This is a genomic window from Heliorestis convoluta (assembly GCF_009649955.1).
In the GTDB taxonomy this organism is placed as follows: Bacteria; Bacillota; Desulfitobacteriia; order Heliobacteriales; family Heliobacteriaceae; genus Heliorestis; species Heliorestis convoluta.
Window position 1 is genome coordinate 732129 of record NZ_CP045875.1, and the last position, 19805, is coordinate 751933.

A 19805-nucleotide genomic window follows, 5' to 3' on the forward strand; every position below is an offset into this window, starting at 1 on the left:
CTAATCAACAAAGCAAAAAATATTGTGCCATAAAGTCGCAAAGGCTTCTTTCTATATCTACTATTCATATAGTGATTATAAGGATTTTAATTGGAAATTTCATTAGTAAAGGACTGGTAAATAAGAAAACCGTCTGAAAACATCATGTCTCCAGACGGTTCTGTAAAATACCTTTGGCTTTCCTAAAGTAGTCAACACCAGACCAAATGGTGAAAATAACGGCTAAGTAGAGGATGACTTGTGAGATAGGCAAAGGGATTACGATACTTAGGGCTTCGTCTATCAGAATCACTACTACTGTAATGATCTGAAAGACTGTCTTTAATTTACCTAGATTGCTTGCCGCAACAGTCTGTCCTTCAGCAGCTAAAATGGCTCGTAAACCTGTTACAGCAAATTCTCGGCCAATGATGATAACAGCAATCCAGGCCGATATTTTACCGAGCTCAACAAGTGAAATCAAGGCAGCCGATACAAGTAATTTGTCTGCTAAGGGATCCATAAATTGTCCCAGACGAGTAATTTGTTTTCTCGAGCGAGCAATATAGCCATCTAAGCCGTCCGTCGCTGCAGCAATGATAAAGACGACTGCGGCAAGATATTGACGATACGGAATCTCTGGAATTAGTAAAATAATCATAAACAGTGGAACAAAGAGGATCCTTGTTAAGGTAACTTTATTGGCCAGATTCATGAAGCACTTCTCCTATCAGATCATAGTGCTCTGCAGCAGTAATTTTTACAGCTGCCCACTGTCCCGGCAGTAAACCAGTTCCTGAAAATTCTATAAATCCGTCTACTTCAGGAGCTTCCCTTTCGCTACGACCTCGATAGCGCCCTGGCTCCACTTCTTCTTCAATAAGCACTTTGACAGTCTTCCCAATCCACTCTTTTTGAATAGAAAGTGAAATTTCTTGTTGCAATGCCATTGCTCGATGAAATCTTTCTTCTTTTACTTCTTCTGGAATTTGATCGTGTCGCTTTCCCGCTGGTGTTCTCTCTTCTTGCGAATATGTAAAAACACCAACTCGATCAAAACGCATTTCTTCCATAAATTCTAACAAGGCTTGAAAGTGTTCTTCTTCTTCTCCCGGAAAGCCTACAATGAAAGTACTCCGAATCGCAATTCCTGGCAATTGTTCGCGCAGTGACTGAATTAACTTTTTAATTTCTTTTTGTGTTCCTCGGCGATTCATTGCTTGTAAAATGTCATCGTGACTGTGTTGCAATGGTAAATCAACATATTTGCAAATTCTTGGATCAGCGGCCATGGCTTCTATAATTTGCGGTGTAAAGTGATTGGGATAGCAGTACATAAGACGTAACCATTGCAATCCTTCCACTTCTTTGAACTTTTTAAGTAATTGTGGAAGACGATAGGAACCGTACCGATCAAGACCGTAGCGTGTCGTGTCTTGTGCAATCAACAGTATTTCCTGCACACCTCGTTGAAGGAGTGTCTGCGCTTCTGCAATGATAGAGTCTTCACTTCGAGATCGAAAGGAACCTCGTAAACTAGGGATGGAACAGTAACTACATTGATTGTCGCAACCATCGGCCACTTTAAGATAGCCATAGTGAAAAGGTGTTGTAAGAAGTCGAGGTGTATTATGATCGTAAAGATAGTCAGGTTGACCAACTTGCTTGAGTTTCTGACCGGATAATGCTTTTGCAACTAGATCAGCAATTTGGGGGACTTCACCAGGCCCCAAAAATATATCAACTTCTGGCAATTCTTTGGCCAGATCAGAGGAGTAACCTTGTGATAAACAACCTGCCACGAGTAAGGCTCGACAAGGTCCTGTTTGCTTCAATGCAGCCAGCTCTAAAATCCTACCAATCGATTCTTCTTTGGCAGGTAGAATAAAGCCACAGGTGTTCACAATATGGACTTCGGCATCTTCTTCTCGATGGGCAAAGTCGTATCCAGCGTTGCGCAGAATTCCCATCATAACTTCTGTATCTACACGGTTTTTAGCACAACCTAAACTCGTAATATTGACCTTTATCGCCAAAGTCCTTCCACCTTTCAACTTACTAAATTAAAAGTATAAAGGATAGGTTGAAGAGTGTCAAAAGTTAATGTCTTCTCTTCTTGCCCTTCCCTTTTCCTCTCCCCTCTTTATCTGAGAAGAGCTTTCTATTCTTGAATTTTTGAGACATCGGTGGACTGATCAGCTTTTTGCTGCCTGGGCCAATCAAATCCTGTCGTTCAGCGCTACACAATGCTTGATAGACTAATTCGTAATTTTCGGGCTTGCGAAACTGCAATAAGGCCCGTTGCAATGCCTTTTCTTTCGGAGTCCGCGGCACTGTTACGGGTTCCATTGTTCTGGGTTCGATGCCTGTGTAGTAGATACATGTAGAGAGACTACCTGGGGTTGGTATAAAATCTTGTACCTGCTCGGGCATGTATTTCCAATCCCGAATCTTTTCTGCCATCTCTATGGCTTCATGAAGCGTTGCACCGGGATGGCTGGACATAAGGTAGGGTACTAGGTATTGTTTCTTGTCTAGCTTTCGATTCGTTTCTTCATACTCTTTCTTAAAATCTTCATAGACTTTTATGCTTGGTTTTCCCATATACTGCAACACTTTTGGAGATGCATGTTCTGGAGCTACTTTCAATTGACCGCTTACATGATGCTGGCAGATTTCTTCTAAAAATCGACGTCGTCGCTCTTTTTTATCGGCCATTAAATAATCATAACGCAATCCTGAACGAATAAAAACTTTTTTTACACCTTTTATTTGACGAAGTTTACGCAATAACTGTAGGTAGTGATCATGATTAATTTCTAGATTCTTACAAGGCTCTGGAAAAAGGCAATGGCGATGGCGACAAGCGCCTGCTTTGGCCTGCTTTTTACATGCTTGTTGACGAAAATTGGCTGTTGGTCCACCGACATCATGAATGTATCCCTTAAAACTCGGAGCTTGTACTAGTTCTTTTGCTTCTTCTACGAGAGATTCATCGCTACGACTCTGAATAATTCTGCCTTGATGAAAAGTAAGGGCACAAAAAGAGCAGCCTCCAAAACAGCCCCGTTGTGCTGCTAGACTAAATTCAACTTCTTCTAGGGCAGGTACACCACCTTGGTTCGCATAGCTAGGATGAGGTTGTCGTGCGAAAGGCAACGCATAAATGGCATCTAGTTCTTTTGTCGTTAACGGAAGGGAAGGGCGATTCTGAACAAGAAAGAGATCCTGATGTTGTTGAAGTAGTATTTTTCCATTGTAAGGATTTTGTTCTTGTTCCTGTAACCGAAAAGCCTTCGCATAGGCCACTTTGCTTTCTTTTACTTCTTCATAGGAAGGAAGAGTAATTACTTCCTGGGGCTGTAATGTTGCAACAGTGTCAGTTACATAGCATAGTCCTTGTAAATCTATAGCAAATGATTGTTCCTTTTCTTCTCGTGCTCTTCTCTCTTGTAATTCATGAGCTAGAGCGATTATTGTTTTTTCTCCCATTCCATAGACGAGAAGATCGGCTTTCGCATCGATAAGGATCGAGCGACGCACTTTATCATCCCAATAGTCGTAATGAGCAAAGCGACGTAAACTAGCCTCAATGCCACCAATTATAATCGGTGGCTCTTTATAGGCTTCACGACATCGCTGTGCATAAACGAGAGTGGCTCGATCAGGTCGGCGTCCACTTTTCCCACCTGCTGTATAAGCGTCGTTAGAGCGCTTTTTCTTCGCTGCCGTATAGTGGTTGACCATAGAGTCAATATTGCCAGCTGTAATGAGCCATCCCAGGTAAGGGCGACCTAGCTTTTTGAAGTCTTTTGTATTGCGCCAGTCTGGTTGACTAATAATACCAATTCGAAATCCTTCATTTTCTAAGACACGTCCAATGATAGCTCCGCTAAAACTAGGGTGGTCTACGTATGCATCACCTGAGACGATAATAAAATCACATTGATCCCACTTTAGCTTTTTCATTTCTTCTTGTGACATGGGTAGATAGGGTGCTGCCAAGTTGTATGTCGACCTCCTTTAGGACTAGCATACCCCGTAAGTAGCTTGAACAACGTAGCAAAGCCGGCCTTTATAGGCCGGCTTTGCCTTAACAGGCTCTTCTACTCATAATGAGTTCTACAGCGTCTCTAATGCTTCTACGCAAAGTAACTCTATTCTTATCTGTTATGATTTCTCTTCGTGGTATTGGTGGAAACTCATTCGCACCATCTCGCAGTCGCAATGGTAAAGCAACAGGGCTTTCTTTTTGCCAACGCTGTAGCCATTCAACGGGGATCTCATCGGGCAATTCAATTTCATTCATTTCAGCCCAAATCAAGGTCCAAGCACGAGGTACTACACGCCAGTGATCATAGCCACCGCCGCCTAAAGCGAGCCATCGACCCTTACAATATTTATGAGCCAAACGGTGTGCAAGTCGTGGTATTACTTCAAAAGATTTTGTTGTAATAGCCAAATGAGTTAATGGATCGAGATAGTGGGCATCACAACCGTTTTGTGTAATTAAGATATCAGGTTGAAAAGCTTCTAAGATAGGCTCCATGGTTTGTTCATATACTTCTATGAATGAATCATCTTCTGTGTAGGCTTCTAATGGAATATTTACAGAAAAACCATAGCCTTCGAATCGTCCTCTTTCTTCGACCTGGCCGGTCCCAGGAAAGAGGTAGCGTCCTGTTTCATGAATAGAGATGGTTAAAACGGTAGGATCGTCATAGAAGATAAACTGTACACCGTCACCATGGTGAGCGTCTGTATCAATATAGGCAACATTGAGCCCGTAGTTTCGCTGAAGGTACGCAATGGCAACAGCTGCGTCGTTAAGAACACAAAAGCCAGAAGCTTTATTGCGATGAGCATGGTGCAAACCTCCGCCAATGGCAAAAACATGATCGGTTTGTCCTTCCATGATCATTTTTGCACCGCTTAAGGCAGAACCGACAACTTTTTGTGTCGCTTCCAACATACCAGAAAAAGCCGGTGTGTCATCGGTACCCAAACCATAGGTCTGTAACAAGTCCGGTGATTCTTTTCCTTGACTTGCTTTTTCAATAACTTTTATAAAGTTTTCTGGGTGAACCATTAGTAAATCTTCTATAGCACAACTTTGGGGCTCTACCATTTGCCCTTCTTGTATAAGGCCATACTTTTCTATTAAATCTACAGTAAGTTCTAATCTAAGAGGATTAAAGGGGTGATCAGGGCCAAATTTGTAATCATGCAACGCTTTTGAATAAATTAGTTTTGGTAGCTTATTCATTCGGACGCTCCTCATAGATCGGTTTGGGCTGAGGAAATATCATCTTATAACCAGCCGCTACTATGGCATGAATGATCATGCGCGTATCAAAGGCACTAACCCTCAATACAATGGTTTTACGCTTTTCTTCTTTACCTGGCGTAATATAGATACTGATAATATTTGCGCCACCTTCTTTGATGATACGGGTGACCTCCAAAAGCGCGCCCGGCTGATCAGGCACATCAATTTCTAGGTGGGAGCCAGGCTGGGCTACACCCATGACTAAGACGATAGCATGTAATATATCTGTTGATGTGATAATTCCTACAAGTTGATCATTCTGCACAACAGGCAAGCAGCCAATTTTATGTTCATAGATGATTCTGGCTGCATCTTCCATCGCATCTAAAGGATGTACCGTAATGACCGGCTTGCGCATGATGTCTTTTACTTTTGTGGTCGCTAAAAGATCATCCTGCTCTGGACTCAATGTAGAAGGGCTAATATCTCGAAGATCGCGGTCCGATAAGATACCGATTACTTTACCGCTTTCCACAATCGGTACATGACGAACCCTTTTTTCCTGTGTAATCAACAGTGCTTCTGAAGCTGTTGCTTCAGGGCCTACAAAATAAACATTTCTTTCCATAATTTCTTCAACTAGCATTTTCCAAAAAATCCTCCTTTCTATTTCTCTGCTTCTTCAAAAAAGCCATCGATTTAGATAGAGCGACTCTTCGAAAAGCAGCACCGTTTCTTGAGGAACTCGTGGTCCGATACGGGCCATTAGCATATTGGCTGGATGGGCTAGAATATCAGGCTCGTCGGTGCCAACTCTCTTTAAACCAATACGGCCAAAGTGTTTTTCTAAAAACTTCTGATATTCCCAGATGGACATGTTTTTGCCTTTTAAGTCCCAGTGCCAATAATACTCTGTGGCAATAACAATGGCATCATCCATGGATTGATTCCCAAAGGCAACATCTAAAAGAAGGCTGCTGATCCCCATACTGCGCCATTGACGACTTACTTCGATAGCACCCATCTCTAGCATGCCTGGAACTTGATTTTTGGCCCACCGAGCAAATTCTTCAGGAGGGTGAAAGGTTACATAGCCTACGATCAAGTCTTCAAAGAGCGCTAGAATAATTTGGCCATTGGGCAAATCTGCGATTTCTGCCAGTGCTTCTATTTGCTCACTAGGAGGTCGAAAAGCACTAAGTCCTTCATCCATAGTATACTGCAAAATTTCCCCAGGGGCGTAGGGACCACCCACAGAAACTTTACCTACTTTTGTCTCCACAACACGTTCTGTTCTCGGAACTTTCAACCCGATGGTCATGGCATATCCCACCTTCGCCTTACAGTTCATATTGCAAGTGTCATAGAAAGCCTGTCGACATCGTTCGTCAAAGAAGGAAATAATAAAAGATATAGCGAAAAATTTAAGACAGTTTTATTCCATTATGGAGGAGGTGTATCTAGACTGTCCTATCGACGACTTCCTACTGATCAAGGGATGAACAGCAGTACTCCTTTTAGAAGAGTAAAAAGGCGACGCGCTATCGTCGACCCCATAAAGTTTTTGCTAAGCCTTTTATTATTTTTCTTTCTCGCTGGAACGATCGTTACTTCCCTGATATGGTCCTTTTTAACTACTTTTTCCACTGAACCAACCTACTGGTCTATCTTAAGTCGTTCCTATTATCAAAACTTGCTGTTTACATTTCTAATTGCTTTAGGAGCTACTTTTACCTTGCTCATTTTTCGAATTACTTATCAATTGGCGGCGAAACGCCCCCGACCCATCGCGGGGGCCTGTGGAGACTAAAAACTCTATTGCTTGCTCTGTTTTTGCTTTTTATGATTCAATTGACCTATCTAACCTTTAATAGTATTGATACATATCACAAGTATCTTGACACAAGGCAATCAATAACAGCAGAAGGCATTTACATTGGAAGCAGCAAGCAGAAAAAGGAAGACCATATACTTATAGATCTTAATGGAGAAGTCCGTACTTTTATAGCGCCTGCAGCGTTGAATCTACATTCTCTACAATGGAATGACCGCGTCGCTATTCAATATGGAGAAAGAACAATGATGATTGGCTCCTTGGAAAATATCACCTTTACAGCGCCTACTCTGATTCCTATTCCCGTAGATAGTAGTAATACTGATACTACAGATATTCAACAATAACAAGACAAATGTCGTCTGGTTGCGGAACCCCTTCTGCAAAAGATTGAATCTGTTGCATAATGGCCTGGGTCATCTCTTTTGCTGGTAGATGACCTAGATCTGCGACCAGTTTAAAAAAAGTGTTCAATCCGTAAAACTGTTTCTGTTTATTGACGACATCAAAAATGCCATCCGTAAAAAGAACCACTTTATCACCAGAACCTATATCGATTTCTTTGCGTTCATACTGGACTGCGTCAAAAAGACCAAGGGGAAAGCCTTCTCCGTCTAAAGGAATGGTCTCTCCACTTTTACTACGAATCAAAAGAGGGCTGGGATGGCCTGCATTGGCAAAAGTTATTTTCCCCGTTGACTGATCTATGCAGAGGAAAAAAGCAGTAACAAAAGTACCTGTAAGCTCACCATCTACCATCTTGCCAAACTGTTGATTTAATCGATCTAATACTTCGCCAGGATCGCTTACTTCTTGTGTTACAGAGCGCATCATGGTACTGATAACCATTGTAAGCATAGCCGCTGATACACCGTGACCGGAAACATCAGACACAAAGATCCCCATTTTATCTTCGCTGACTTGAATAAAATCATAAAAGTCACCGCCGATTTCAATGGTAGGATGATAGGCTACATGAAAAGAAAGCTTCTTCATCGTTGGAAATTTCATAGGTAAAAGGTGTTGTTGTACATGGCGTGCCATACGCAACTCTTCTGTTAGTATGGTATTTTTTGCTTCGATTTCCTGATAGCTTTTTTCGAGTTGGCGATATAATCTACGAATACGAAGTAAAGATTTAACACGAGTTAACAGTTCAACTCGATTAAAAGGCTTGCTGATAAAGTCATCAGCACCTGCTTCTATGCCTTTTATCCTATCTTCTACTTCATGAAGCGCTGTTACTAAGACAACAGGAATCAATTGTGTATGTGGATCCTCTTTCAGCTTTGCACACACTTCAAATCCGTTCATCCCCGGCATCATTACGTCGAGAAGGATCAGATCTGGCAGTGTCTCTTCGATAACTTCAAGAGCTTGCTCCCCATTGATGGCCGTTAAGACCTGGTAACCAGCTCGGGTCAATTGAAGTCGCATTAACTCTACATTGGTTACGACATCATCTACGACAAGGATAATAGCTCCTGTTTCATTCGTTTCATCAAGCATGTCAGATTACCCTCCTTGAACGGGGACTCCTATAGATTATATCACATGATGGCAAGAAAAACCTATACGCTACGTAACATTGACATCACCATCGCTCGCTGAGCATTTTTGAAATAAGAAAAAGAAACACTTTTTTAGTAAAAAGTGCTTCCTCTATGCTTAATACCTCATTAATACAACAGGTTTTGTTGTATCGTCTATGATTTGGAAAGTGTAGCCTTCCTGAATAAGTCCTTCTATGATAGCAGGCAATGCCTGGGGCAATGTTACTTTACCAGGTCCGTCATGAAAAAGAACGATAATAGAGTCTTTGTTCTTTGCTTGTTCTAACACTTGCTTCTCTATATAGGCAGCGGATACAAGGGGCGCCGATGTATCTCGCGCATCGATGTTCCAATCGTGAATAATATACCCACTTTCTAACAATCTTTTTACCAATGCTGGTGAAAAATTGCCTTGTGTACCACCGGGTGCACGGATGATACTTGGCCTTTGTTGTACGATTTTGTCAAGTAAATTTTCAGCTTTTTGTAAATCCTGCATAAAGGCCTCTACACTACTGTATATCTGCCTATATTGATGAGAATAAGTATGATTTCCCAAAGCATGACCTTCTGCAACGATTCTTTTTGTTGTTTCGACATGATTTTCAACTTGCCTACCAATCACAAAAAAGGTAGCAGGGATTTGATAATGTTTTAGAATATCAAGAACACGAGGCGTTATATCACTGGGGCCGTCATCAAAAGTTAGATAAGCGATTTTTTGACTCTGCTTACCTACGATTGTCTCTATTTCTTCTTGTTTACTTTTTAGTTCTTGCGATTCTTCCTTTCTTTGTTCTACAATATTCGCGTGATTGTTATCAAGTTCTTCTATGACTTTAGGGACTGTCGCTTCTTCTTGGTAAATGGAAGATGTTTTTAGAGTTTCCAGGGTTGCACTATTTTCTCGAGCTGCTGCATCGTGATAGATAAAATAGGCAGAATAGACAGAGAGGCCATAAAAAAATAGAATTAGCAATGCCATTAAACAGAATGTTTTTAGCAGTACTTTCCAGGAGTATCTATTTTGCATCAAAAAGAAAGCGACCCCCTTTTCATTCTAATAATTGTATTGTAAATGATATGGCCATAGATTTCTCATTGATAATAATTGAACATATGGTGGTTATAGGAACGAAAGAGAATAATGCACCTTTTAAATACCTTAATCTGTTGAATTATGATAAATTTTTACCTTTAAGAAGGAATCTTAACTACTCATGATGAATAAAAAAGCTTTGACCAATGAATAAAAATCTTGTACAATTCTTCAAGCGGATGTTGCTCACAGGGAGCATCGGTTCTTAGCTAATAACCACTGTGGGTTCAACCCCCGCCATCCGCACCAAAATTGGCCCTCCCTTCCTTAGAGGGCGCTGGTGGTAGGTGAAGAAATGGTACGAGTTCAGGAAAGTGGCACCTGTACTCAAAAAGGTTCGAATCCTCTTTCACCTACTACGAAGATAACCCCGCTAGGCCTAGAGCTTAGCGGGGTTCTTTCGTTTATATAAGTTTTTTCTTGATTCTGGATCCTTTTTCATTTTTGCTGCGATAATAGATAGTTAATGGCACGATTGATGAGAGTGACACCTTCTTCTCTTGTGAGAGCTCGCTGTGGATTAAAGTTTCCTTTGTCGTCGCCTTGAACAATACCACGGTCTAGAGCCTCTTGTATCTCTTTTGCAGACCAGCGGTCCATTGGCACGTCAGGAAAAGGTCCCTTAGACATGATCTCACTCTCCTTTGGTAAAGAAAGTCCAAAGTGGGTTGCAACCGCTTCAGCAATCGCTTGTGCTGCTTTTTGCTGAAAGCTTTTTTCGCGTAAAAGCTTTTCTTCCTCGGGGTTGGTGATAAAGCCAAGCTCTACAAGAACAGCAGGCATCTTAGTATGCCTGATAACGTAAAAAGAAGCTGTCTTTACACCTCTATCCAGGAGACCCAAAGCTTGCACAAGATTTTTCTGAATCAATTGTGCAAGCTTCTCTCCATTACCACCTCTCATGTAACAATATGTCTCTATTCCTCTTGCTGCTACAGCCGTTGCTGCATTACAGTGAATGCTTATAAAAACAGAAGCATCATATGCATTGGCAATTCGAACCCGTTCCTGTAAGTCTCGATTGACATCTGAGCCTAGAGCAACATCACGCTCTCTTGTCAAACGACAACTTACTATTGGTTCTAATAATGCAAAAAGAGCTTTAGAAACTGATAAGGCCACATCAGATTCTCGCAAACCAGTAGGACCAATAGCACCGGGATCGCGTCCACCGTGTCCAGGATCAATCATAACCTTCAAAACCATCACCTCAAAGACATAGTATTCACTATGCAAGGTGTTTGACTAATATTGCTTGAAGGTCTTCTGTACGAATTGGCTTGATCAAACAATCGTCCATACCGAGTTCAATACATTTACGACTTTGCTCTAGGTCATGTCCGGATATGGCGATAATTGGTGTGTATCTGCCTAAGCCTGCTTCATAAGCACGAATTTCTTTTGTTGCATCAAATCCATCAAGGATTGGCATTTCACAGTCCATAAAGATGATAGAAAAACGATTTATTTTAGCCTTTTGAAGAGCCTCATAACCATTCACAACGACAGTAAGATTGAAGTAGCCAAGTTTGTTGAGCTGCCTTTGGAAGAACAGTTGTTGCACTGGGCTATCTTCTGCGATTAAGATTGACTCTTCTTTTTGATCATACCATCTATCCATCATTTTTTCTTCTTTCTCTTAAGTTTGGTAGATAACAAAGAAAATTATGGCTATATGTTCTTGCAAAAAATATATATTCTGCAATTGCGATAGGGCAAAGCTAAGGTAAGCTTTACTTTACTTTACTTAACTTTACTTTGCTTTAAATGCGATGGCACCCGATTGACAACAGTCTACACAAGCTTCACAAGAACGACAAAGGTCCCCTAGAACTTGAATAGATTCTCCAATTTTCATAAAAGCGCCAAAAGGACAGCTATTTAAGCAAACTCCACATTCAGAACAAAGATTCTTTACGATAAAAGCCTCGATGGACAATTATCATTCCTCCTTATGCAAACTTTCTTGCCAGCGTCTTTTTAAAGCACTAAAGCGACTGCTATCTTCATTATTCGTAACGGCATGGGCAAGGGCATCTTGTTCCCCAATTAAAATGACTTTATCACGAGCTCTTGTTACTGCTGTATAAAGTAAGTTGCGACGCAACATTCTTCGGTGATGCATTGTTAATGGCATTACTACAACAGGGTATTCGCTTCCTTGGGCTTTGTGTACTGTCGTTGTATAAGCCAAAGTAAGTTGATCCCATTCTGAACGAACATAGGAAACAGAATCGTCAAATTGTACAACAATCTTATCTTCGTCACTTTCTCCCTCGCTATGCAAGAGAATTTCTGTGATAAAGCCTACATCACCATTAAATATTTCTTTCTCATAATCATTTTTCAACTGCATTACTTTATCACCGGTACGAAAGCTATAAAAACCTGTCTGCAGCTCCTTTTTCCCAGGCAATAAAGGGTTCAGCCGTTCTTGCATTGCCTTATTCAAGTTCCATACACCTACATCAGTATAACGCATCGGTGCTATGACTTGAATATCTTCTAAACTGTAACCGGCTCTTTCAATGGCTCTTTGAACAGTCTCCAGCAAAGCATCTCGACAGTCTTGCAAACGCCATCGTTGAATAAAAATAAATTCTTTTTTTCCTGTAATATCAGGTAAAATCCCTTCATTGATGCGATGGGCATTCCTGACGATGTCAGAGCTATCTTCCTGGCGAAAAACATATTGCAACCTGATGATAGCTCCCATAGACTGTTCAATGATGTCTTTTAAGACTTGCCCTGGACCAATCGAGGGAAGTTGATCCTGATCGCCCACAAGTACCAACTTGGTATTTTTCTTCATGGCATTGAGGAGTGTAGCCATCATTTGTATATCAACCATAGAAACTTCATCTACAATGACCACGTCAGCTTGTAGTGCTTCTGTTTCACAAGAGAAGTATTCTTTTTCTCTACCTGTTAGTCCAAGAACTTTATGGATCGTAAAAGCAGGATATCCTGTTGTTTCTGCCATTCTTTTGGCTGCGCGACCCGTTGGTGCACATAGTGTAATTTTAGCGTTGGGCGTTGCTCGATTAACCAAGGCAATCAAGCCTTTAACAATGGTAGTTTTTCCTGTTCCAGGGCCACCTGTGATTACAGTAAGCCCCCTCTGGGCCAATGCAAAGAAAGCTTGCTTTTGTTCATCTGCATAGGCAATACCAAAGTCTTCTTCCATCGTTTGAATGACTTTTTCTACATTAACATTCCAGGTAAAATTATGTTGATTGATTGCAATAAGATGACGTACCACTTCTTGTTCCGCCCAAAATAGTTCCGGTAGATAGCATCCCTGGGCGTAATAGTTTATTTTTCCTTCTGAAATAACTTGTAGCAGTTCTTCGCTTAGTTCTTTTTCTCCTGGCACCTCTTGATAATGATTTGACCTTTCCAATCTTTCTTTTACTCGTCGAATCAAGATAGAGCTCGGCAAAAATACATGGCCCTCCTCTTTGCCATCTTTTAAGCAATAGATGAAAGCCGCTTCTATGCGTCTCCTATCACTGCCTTGCAACTGAAGCTTTTGAGCGATGCTATCAGACTTCTCAAAAGGTACATCACGTAAGTCAAGGCATAAGCAATAAGGATTATCTTCGATGGTTGCTACGCTCTTTCTTCCGTATTGACGAAATATTTTGTAGACGAGTTCGCTCTCTATGCCATATTCAGTCAGGGTGATAAGAAGATTCTCTTCATAATCAAAATCTTGATACGCTTCTATGATAGCATCGACTTCTTCGTCCTGTAGATCCGATAAGCTACGTAGCCTTTCTGGTTCATCTCGAAGTATTTCTAGAATATCTGTCCCAAATGCATTTATCAGGCTTTTAACCTTTTTCTTTTCCATTCCTTTTAAGAGGGAGCTAGATAGAAACTTCTCCATTCCTTGGGATGTTGTTGGAGGTACAAGCTTATAAGTAGAAAGCCGAAGTTGCTTCCCAAATTTTGGGTGTTCCACCCATTCACCTTCTAGTGTATAGGTTAAGCCAACTTGTGGAGATATGAGATGGCCGATCACCGTTATCTTTTCTTTTTTGCTTTTAAAAAGTGCTACCATATAAGATTCTTGATGAAAGAGAATTCGAATTAATTGTCCTTCTAGTTGTACCATTGTTGCTGACCGCCTTTTATGACTCAGTGCCTCTTACTTGTTGCTGCACTCATCATATATTTCGTCACAATTGGCTATTCCCCTTCCTTTTCTGCTTGTACCTTTTGCATTGACTTTTATTACTTTGAGAAAGAGAAAAAGCTCGGAACTTATTCCGAGCTTTTATATGCTTTTTCGGGGGGAAGCCCCCGGGGAAGGGGCTTCCAGAGGAGAAACATAGGGGAACAAAAGGGGGTAAATCCCCTACAATCCTATTTTCGCCTTTGTTTACACAAACTATACATCCATATATTGAATATATTAAAAACCAATTTCAATGAAATAATCGAAGGAACATTCACGAAGTTTGTCGTTATATGGCTTCTTGATAGTAGTTGCCTAGTTGGCCATTTTTGATATCGACTTGTACTTGGTGGTATTGATCAATGGTACCGATATCACGCCAATAGCCTTTAACAGGTAATCCAAAGAAAGGAAGCTTCTTTCTCATGAGACTGGGGAAAAGTTCTTTGGAAAAATCATAGAAGCCGTCAGGAATGTGCGAAAAAACTTCTGGTTCTAGTGCATAAATACCTGTATTAACTGTATTGGAAAATATTTCTTCTTTTTTAGGCTTTTCGATAAAGCGATTGATCTGCCCCTGATCGTCTGTTATGACAATGCCAAACTGGGTTGGATCATCAACTTGCGTAAGGGCCATGGTCGCTAAAGAATTGCGTTCTTGGTGGAACTCAATTACTTTGCCCAGATGAATATCGGTGATACCATCACCGCTGATGACGAGGAAAGTTTCATCTAAAAAGTCTTGGGCTTGCTTTACGGACCCTGCTGTTCCAAGTGGTTCTGTTTCAACAAAGTAACTGAATCGAACACCAAAACGAGAACCATCACCAAAATAATTCTTAATCATTTTAGGGTGATAATGGAGTGTTACAGCAATATCTGTAATACCATGTTTTTTTAGTAACATGACAGCATACTCCATTGCGGGTCTACCATGAATAGGGACCATTGGCTTGGGCATATTGTCCGTTAAAGGTCTCAATCTCGTTCCTAATCCACCGGCCATGATGACTGCTTTCATTTTAATACCCTCCTAAGAATATATCATTTATTTTTTATCTTTATGCCCAACAATGCTGTCAATAAAAAAGTCGAAATTGTACTTGTGGTATCTTAATTATACCAATTGCAGGTTCTTATTTCCACCTTGAATGTGATTTTTCTAGAAAGGAATGGTTATCTTTTTGTAAACATAACAGAGTACGAGTAAATTTCTTGAATCCCAATTAGATTAACACAAAAACGGTCAATTGGTATTTTGTGGTGGAGTCAGGCGTTTATGAAAACTTGTTAGCATGTTATCCTTTCCTGTTTTTGCAATGCTTTTTTATTATATTCCTATATCTGGTATATTAGAACTTTTTTCTCTGATACCATATTTTTTCTAACTCGCTTTCATAGTATTCAAATCTCTGTCCCTTTTTTCAGCTCATTTTTATTTCTTACCTGGGAAGGCTATGGTCTATGGAGGTGAAGGATATGTACTACCGCTCTAGCCCTTACAAAGCTTGTAAACACAGCAGTTACATGCCTTTTGTTGCTGTTGGTATGCTTGCTTTAACTGCTTGGTACTTGCGGGAAGTGCAAACCATGACGAGTGCTGTTGTGGATATTCGCAATGGGTTGCGTCGTCGCTAAAAGAACCTCCAAGAAAAAAGAAGCCACCCCTTATCTTTATGGGGGTGGCTTCTTTGCCGACTCCAGTTGAAAAACGGAACACCCAAAATTATTCATTAATTGCTTCTAAGCGCATCGATAAAGAGATCCTATTACGACCTACATCAACATCAAGGACACGCACAGTTACAGGATCGCCTACTGCTACAACTTCAAAAGGATGTTTGACGTAGCGATTGGCCAAAGCCGATATGTGAATAAGTCCGTCTTGCTTGACACCGATATCAACGAAAGCGCCAAAATCAACGACATTGCTTACTGTTCCCGATAAAACCATGCCTGGTCGTAAATCTTTCATTTCCAAGACATCCCGTCGAAAAGATGGCTTGGGCAACTCATCTCTAGGGTCACGACCAGGCCTTGATAAGGCTTCTATTATATCTCGTAAAGTAGGTAAGCCAACTTGTAATTTTGCTGCGGTCTCATCCAAATTAAGAGAAGATAGTTTATTTCTTATTCTTTCTAAGTCAGCTTTGTTTTGTAAGCTTTTTTTGTTTTCTTCTAATAAGACGATGAGTTGCTCTGCTATATGATAGGCTTCAGGGTGAATCGGTGTGTTTTCCAAGGGGTCATCTGCACCAGGAAGTCGGACAAAGCCTGCGCATTGTGTAAAAGTAGCCGATCCTAGACGGGATACTTTTAACAGATCTTTCCGCTTCTTAAAAGGCCCCTTTTCTTCTCGATAAGCTACAATGCTTTTGGCCATAGCTGGCTTGATGCCTGCTACATAGGATAACAGAGAAGGCGAAGCTGTATTGATATCAACGCCTACAGAATTTACACAATCTTCAACAACGCCTGACAAGGATTGATAAAGTCGTTTGCTATTGACATCATGCTGATATTGCCCCACACCAATGGAGGGTGGATCTATTTTAACCAGCTCTGCCAGTGGATCTTGTAATCTTCTCGCAATTGATATGGCACTACGCATGGCCACATCTAGGTTTGGAAATTCTTCTCCTGCTAGTGCTGATGCCGAATAGACAGAGGCACCGGCTTCTGAAATGATGGTGTATTGAACTTTTTGATCTATCTCCTGGATTACTTGCGCTATCAGCTTTTCGCTTTCTCTACTTGCGGTTCCATTACCGATAGCAATAATCTGAACGTTATATTGGTTAATCAAGCCTTTCAGTACATCAATTGCTTCTGACCAATGACCCTGTGGTTTATGGGGATAGATCGTCTGTACAGCCAGTACTTTACCAATGCCATCAATAATAGCTAACTTGCATCCTGTACGATAGCCGGGATCAAGACCCATAATAATCTGTTGACCAACAGGACGTTGAAGTAAAAGAGGTGAGAGATTGGCAGCAAATACTCTTATCGCTTGTTCTTCCGCTTTTTCAGTTAGTTCTGAACGAAGTTCTCGTTCTATAGAAGGCCGGATTAATCGCTTGTAGCTGTCTTGAATTGCTTTGACAAGGGCTTTGGCTGTCTCTGTCTTTTCTTTCTTAATCCATTTGCGATAGAGACCTTCCATAATCTCTTCATCAGGTCCTTCTATTTTTACAAGTAAAGCTTTTTCTCGTTCGCCTCGATTTATTGCTAAAATGCGATGAGCCGGAATGGTTTTAATTCTCTCACTAAACTGGTAGTACATTTCATAAGGGCTCTTCTCTTGCGGCTTTGTGGCTGCTACAACGAGGATGGCTTCTCTTCGCAGATATTGCCGAACCCACTGACGACTTTTGGCATCATCTGATATCTCTTCTGCAATGATATCAAGAGCGCCGACTAAAACAGCAGGGGCGTCTGGAAGTTCTTTTTCCAAGTTGACATATTCCCTAGCTACTTGTAATATGTCGCCTTCTATTTCTTGCTTTTTAATTCGATCAGCGAAAGGCGCAAGACCCTTTTCCCGAGCTACAGAAGCCCGTGTCTTTCTTTTTGGTCGGAAAGGTAGGTAAAGGTCTTCTACTTCCGATAAAGTCTGTGCTTTCCGAAGCCCTTCTAGCCAGGGCTCTTTCACTTTATCCATCTCTTTGACGAGACGATAGACTTCTGCTTTTCTTTTATCAAGATTTCGTAGGTACTCTAAACGCTCTGCCAATTGGCGTAGTTCTACTTCATTCATTTCACCGGTCCGCTCTTTTCGATAGCGGGCCACAAAAGGAATGGTATTGCCTTCATCAAAGAGTTCAATGGCCCCTTGAATTCTAGACTCTGCTAAATTTAATTCTTGAGCAAGTCTAGGTATAAGGGGACTTTCCCAGGGATTAAAAGAGGTCATTAATTTTCTCACCTACCCAATGGTCGGGGTAGCAGGATTTGAACCTGCGACCTTTCGCTCCCGAAGCGAACGCTCTACCAAGCTGAGCCACACCCCGAGTAGCTGCAATACTAGCACAGCTTTTTTTTATTGTAAATTACCATTTGTTAAATTTTAAATTTTTCCACTTCTTCTTTTAATTGCTGCGACATACCTGTTAACTCCTGGGCATTCGCGGCCACTTCTTGACAAGACGCTGTCTGTTGCTGGCTTTTTCCTTGAATCATTTCAATATTTTTGGCTGTTACTTGAGCAACTTTTGCTATTGTGTCAGCTTTTTCTTTAAGTACCTTGCCTGTACTCAGCAATTCTTTTGTTTCTTTTTCTAAAGAACTTACCTCATCTAGTACAGTCTTTGTCACCCCTTGAATGGCTTGAAACACTTCACCGGTACTACGGATTTTAACTACGCCTTCTTCTACTTGTTGCGCATTGTTGGTCATAACGTAATTGGCTCGATCGCTTTCACTTTGAATTTCTCGGATTAATTCTGTGATTTTCTCTGTTGCTTCTGAAGATTGACTTGCTAGATGACGTACTTCATCAGCAACGACAGCAAAACCACGACCTTGTTCACCAGCACGCGCTGCTTCTATCGCTGCATTTAAAGCTAGTAAATTGGTCTGCTTGGCAATATTGGTGATTAATTGGATAATTTCTTCAATAGATTTATTTTTATCGTTTAAGTTGCGAATCGTTTCTAAGCCTGTCTGGGCTGAGACTTTGACTTCAGCCATGGTCTCGATGCCCTCTTCTAGTTTCTTATAGCCTTCTAAAGTAAAATGAGCCGCTTCTTTTACAGAGGCCATCATTTCATCTAAGGAAAGAGTTAATTTGTTGGCAATCTCCCCAATCTGTTGACTGGCTTGATAGTTCTCCTGGGAAGCCTCTGTTAATTGAAGACCCTCCTGGGAGATGTTGTCCATTGTTGCTGCAATCTCTTCTGCTGCATGACCCGTTGCTTGCGAGTTCTGCCGCAGTATTTCAGAGAATCCATGGAGTTCTTGGCTGGTTGCATGAATCGTCCCCATAATGCGCCTTAATTCACTAATCATAATATTATAGGCTTGTACCATTTGGCCAATTTCATCTTGTGAAGGGGTCTCCTGGGCACTTGTCGGTCGAAGATCTCTATTTTCTGTAGCTTGGGTCATATAAGTTGATAGCTTTACAATGGAAGATACAATCGTCTGACGTAAAATTATGATCCACGCTGAAGTACCTATAAAGCCAAGTATAAGCAATATTATGATAGTTTCTGTCAATACTTGATTCAGAAAGACTTGATCAACTAGAGGTGCAAAGCGATATAGTATAAGGCCAAAAGAAACGACAAATATAGGAAGGACAACGCTTACGGTGAGTGCAACAAGCTTCAGTAAAATGCTACGAGCAATGAAATTCATCTGTCCTACCCCCTTTGCTCTATCCCGTAGTGTCCTCGTTTTACTGACCTAACCGGCTAAAATGTTGTTGTCTACTCCAAAGAAGTTTTCCCACATTGTATAAGCCATTCCCTCCTCTTCTTCTCCGTCAATAAGTCGACAAGGCAAAGGGCAGCGCTGTTGTACACCTTGAAGAAAATATTCAAATTGATCGACCGGAAAATCTTTAGCCTGTCGTGTCGATTTTTTATGACCATAGTCAAAAATCAAGAAGCAATCTACAAATCCATTCTCTTTGATTTTAGCATAAAAATGTAAATTTTGAAGACCTTCACCTTTTTCTTTTCTTGTAGCCACAACAATTTTGTAAGGTCTTTCGCCTCTTTTCAATGCCCAACCTTCCATGGTAGCACCTTCCTTTCCATGCTCGTACCTGCATTAATAAGCTGCTTTTTTCGACATTCCTTCCTTATTATCCTCTATAATCTTTACCGTTTCTATTATAATTTCGACAGAAGCTTCTTTATTGATTTTGATGCATTTTATGT

18 protein-coding genes and 1 tRNA gene are annotated in these 19805 nt (G+C 41.0%); 2 read left to right on the forward strand and 17 right to left on the reverse strand.

The genetic code is table 11. From position 1 onward, the window contains the following. Positions 1-142: 142 nt before the first annotated feature. From pgsA to FTV88_RS03390, 6 genes are all read right to left on the reverse strand, one after another. Entirely contained in the window at positions 143-694 is a 552-nt protein-coding gene (gene pgsA / locus FTV88_RS03365; protein ID WP_153724407.1) for a CDP-diacylglycerol--glycerol-3-phosphate 3-phosphatidyltransferase, read from the reverse strand. Next, on the reverse strand, positions 678-2015 hold the full coding sequence (gene rimO / locus FTV88_RS03370) for a 30S ribosomal protein S12 methylthiotransferase RimO (protein WP_153724408.1): 1338 nt from the start codon (positions 2013-2015) through the stop codon (positions 678-680). The genes pgsA and rimO overlap by 17 nt, the downstream gene beginning before the upstream one ends. Positions 2016-2079: 64 nt before the next feature. Then, positions 2080-3984, reverse strand: coding sequence for a YgiQ family radical SAM protein (locus FTV88_RS03375; RefSeq protein WP_438266904.1), 1905 nt, complete (start codon positions 3982-3984; stop codon positions 2080-2082). Positions 3985-4072: 88 nt separating this feature from the next. After that, the gene (locus tag FTV88_RS03380) at positions 4073-5245 is read right to left on the reverse strand and encodes an acetoin utilization protein AcuC (RefSeq protein ID WP_153724409.1); all 1173 of its coding nucleotides are present in this window, start codon (positions 5243-5245) and stop codon (positions 4073-4075) included. Beyond that, complete coding sequence (locus tag FTV88_RS03385; protein WP_153724410.1) at positions 5238-5894, reverse strand: CBS and ACT domain-containing protein; 657 nt, start codon at positions 5892-5894, stop codon at positions 5238-5240. The genes FTV88_RS03380 and FTV88_RS03385 overlap by 8 nt, the downstream gene beginning before the upstream one ends. Before the next feature lie 36 nt (positions 5895-5930). Then, positions 5931-6569 (reverse strand): GNAT family N-acetyltransferase, encoded by a 639-nt coding sequence (locus FTV88_RS03390; protein WP_243137284.1) that lies wholly within the window; start codon positions 6567-6569, stop codon positions 5931-5933. Between the two features lie 497 nt (positions 6570-7066). Between FTV88_RS03390 and FTV88_RS03395 the strand changes: the two genes are divergently transcribed. Then, the gene (locus FTV88_RS03395) at positions 7067-7429 is read left to right on the forward strand and encodes a hypothetical protein (protein ID WP_162007879.1); all 363 of its coding nucleotides are present in this window, start codon (positions 7067-7069) and stop codon (positions 7427-7429) included. On the opposite strand, the gene FTV88_RS03400 is transcribed toward FTV88_RS03395, so the two are convergent. The 7 genes from FTV88_RS03400 to FTV88_RS03430 form a co-directional block, all read right to left on the reverse strand. Next, entirely contained in the window at positions 7410-8591 is a 1182-nt protein-coding gene (locus tag FTV88_RS03400; RefSeq protein ID WP_153724413.1) for a PP2C family protein-serine/threonine phosphatase, read from the reverse strand. The genes FTV88_RS03395 and FTV88_RS03400 overlap by 20 nt on opposite strands. Before the next feature lie 159 nt (positions 8592-8750). Then, positions 8751-9668: a polysaccharide deacetylase family protein gene (locus FTV88_RS03405; RefSeq protein WP_243137439.1), complete on the reverse strand. Its 918-nt coding sequence runs from the start codon at positions 9666-9668 to the stop codon at positions 8751-8753. Between the two features lie 504 nt (positions 9669-10172). Continuing rightward, the gene (locus FTV88_RS03410) at positions 10173-10925 is read right to left on the reverse strand and encodes an N-acetylmuramoyl-L-alanine amidase (RefSeq protein WP_207707905.1); all 753 of its coding nucleotides are present in this window, start codon (positions 10923-10925) and stop codon (positions 10173-10175) included. Between the two features lie 37 nt (positions 10926-10962). Next, positions 10963-11358: a response regulator gene (locus FTV88_RS03415; RefSeq protein ID WP_153724416.1), complete on the reverse strand. Its 396-nt coding sequence runs from the start codon at positions 11356-11358 to the stop codon at positions 10963-10965. A 129-nt stretch (positions 11359-11487) separates the two neighbouring features. Beyond that, positions 11488-11673 carry a 4Fe-4S dicluster domain-containing protein gene (locus tag FTV88_RS03420; RefSeq protein ID WP_153724417.1) on the reverse strand — a complete coding sequence of 62 codons (186 nt, stop codon included), beginning with the start codon at positions 11671-11673 and terminating at the stop codon, positions 11488-11490. A 3-nt stretch (positions 11674-11676) separates the two neighbouring features. After that, positions 11677-13854: an SF1B family DNA helicase RecD2 gene (gene recD2 / locus FTV88_RS03425; protein WP_153724418.1), complete on the reverse strand. Its 2178-nt coding sequence runs from the start codon at positions 13852-13854 to the stop codon at positions 11677-11679. Between the two features lie 352 nt (positions 13855-14206). Further along, positions 14207-14938 carry a nucleotidyltransferase family protein gene (locus FTV88_RS03430; RefSeq protein WP_153724419.1) on the reverse strand — a complete coding sequence of 244 codons (732 nt, stop codon included), beginning with the start codon at positions 14936-14938 and terminating at the stop codon, positions 14207-14209. A 458-nt stretch (positions 14939-15396) separates the two neighbouring features. Here FTV88_RS03430 and FTV88_RS03435 point away from each other — a divergent pair, with 458 nt between their 5' ends. Beyond that, entirely contained in the window at positions 15397-15555 is a 159-nt protein-coding gene (locus FTV88_RS03435; RefSeq protein ID WP_153724420.1) for a hypothetical protein, read from the forward strand. A gap of 88 nt (positions 15556-15643) precedes the next feature. Here FTV88_RS03435 and FTV88_RS03440 read toward each other — a convergent pair whose 3' ends face one another. From FTV88_RS03440 to FTV88_RS03455, 4 genes are all read right to left on the reverse strand, one after another. Beyond that, a complete protein-coding gene (locus tag FTV88_RS03440) occupies positions 15644-17833 on the reverse strand; it encodes a Tex family protein (RefSeq protein ID WP_153724421.1) in 2190 nt (729 codons plus the stop codon). A 20-nt stretch (positions 17834-17853) separates the two neighbouring features. Continuing rightward, positions 17854-17930: transfer RNA gene (locus FTV88_RS03445), tRNA-Pro, on the reverse strand. A gap of 49 nt (positions 17931-17979) precedes the next feature. Beyond that, a complete protein-coding gene (locus FTV88_RS03450; RefSeq protein ID WP_153724422.1) occupies positions 17980-19278 on the reverse strand; it encodes a methyl-accepting chemotaxis protein in 1299 nt (432 codons plus the stop codon). Between the two features lie 48 nt (positions 19279-19326). After that, positions 19327-19662, reverse strand: coding sequence for a hypothetical protein (locus FTV88_RS03455; protein WP_153724423.1), 336 nt, complete (start codon positions 19660-19662; stop codon positions 19327-19329). Between the last annotated feature and the right edge of the window lie 143 nt (positions 19663-19805).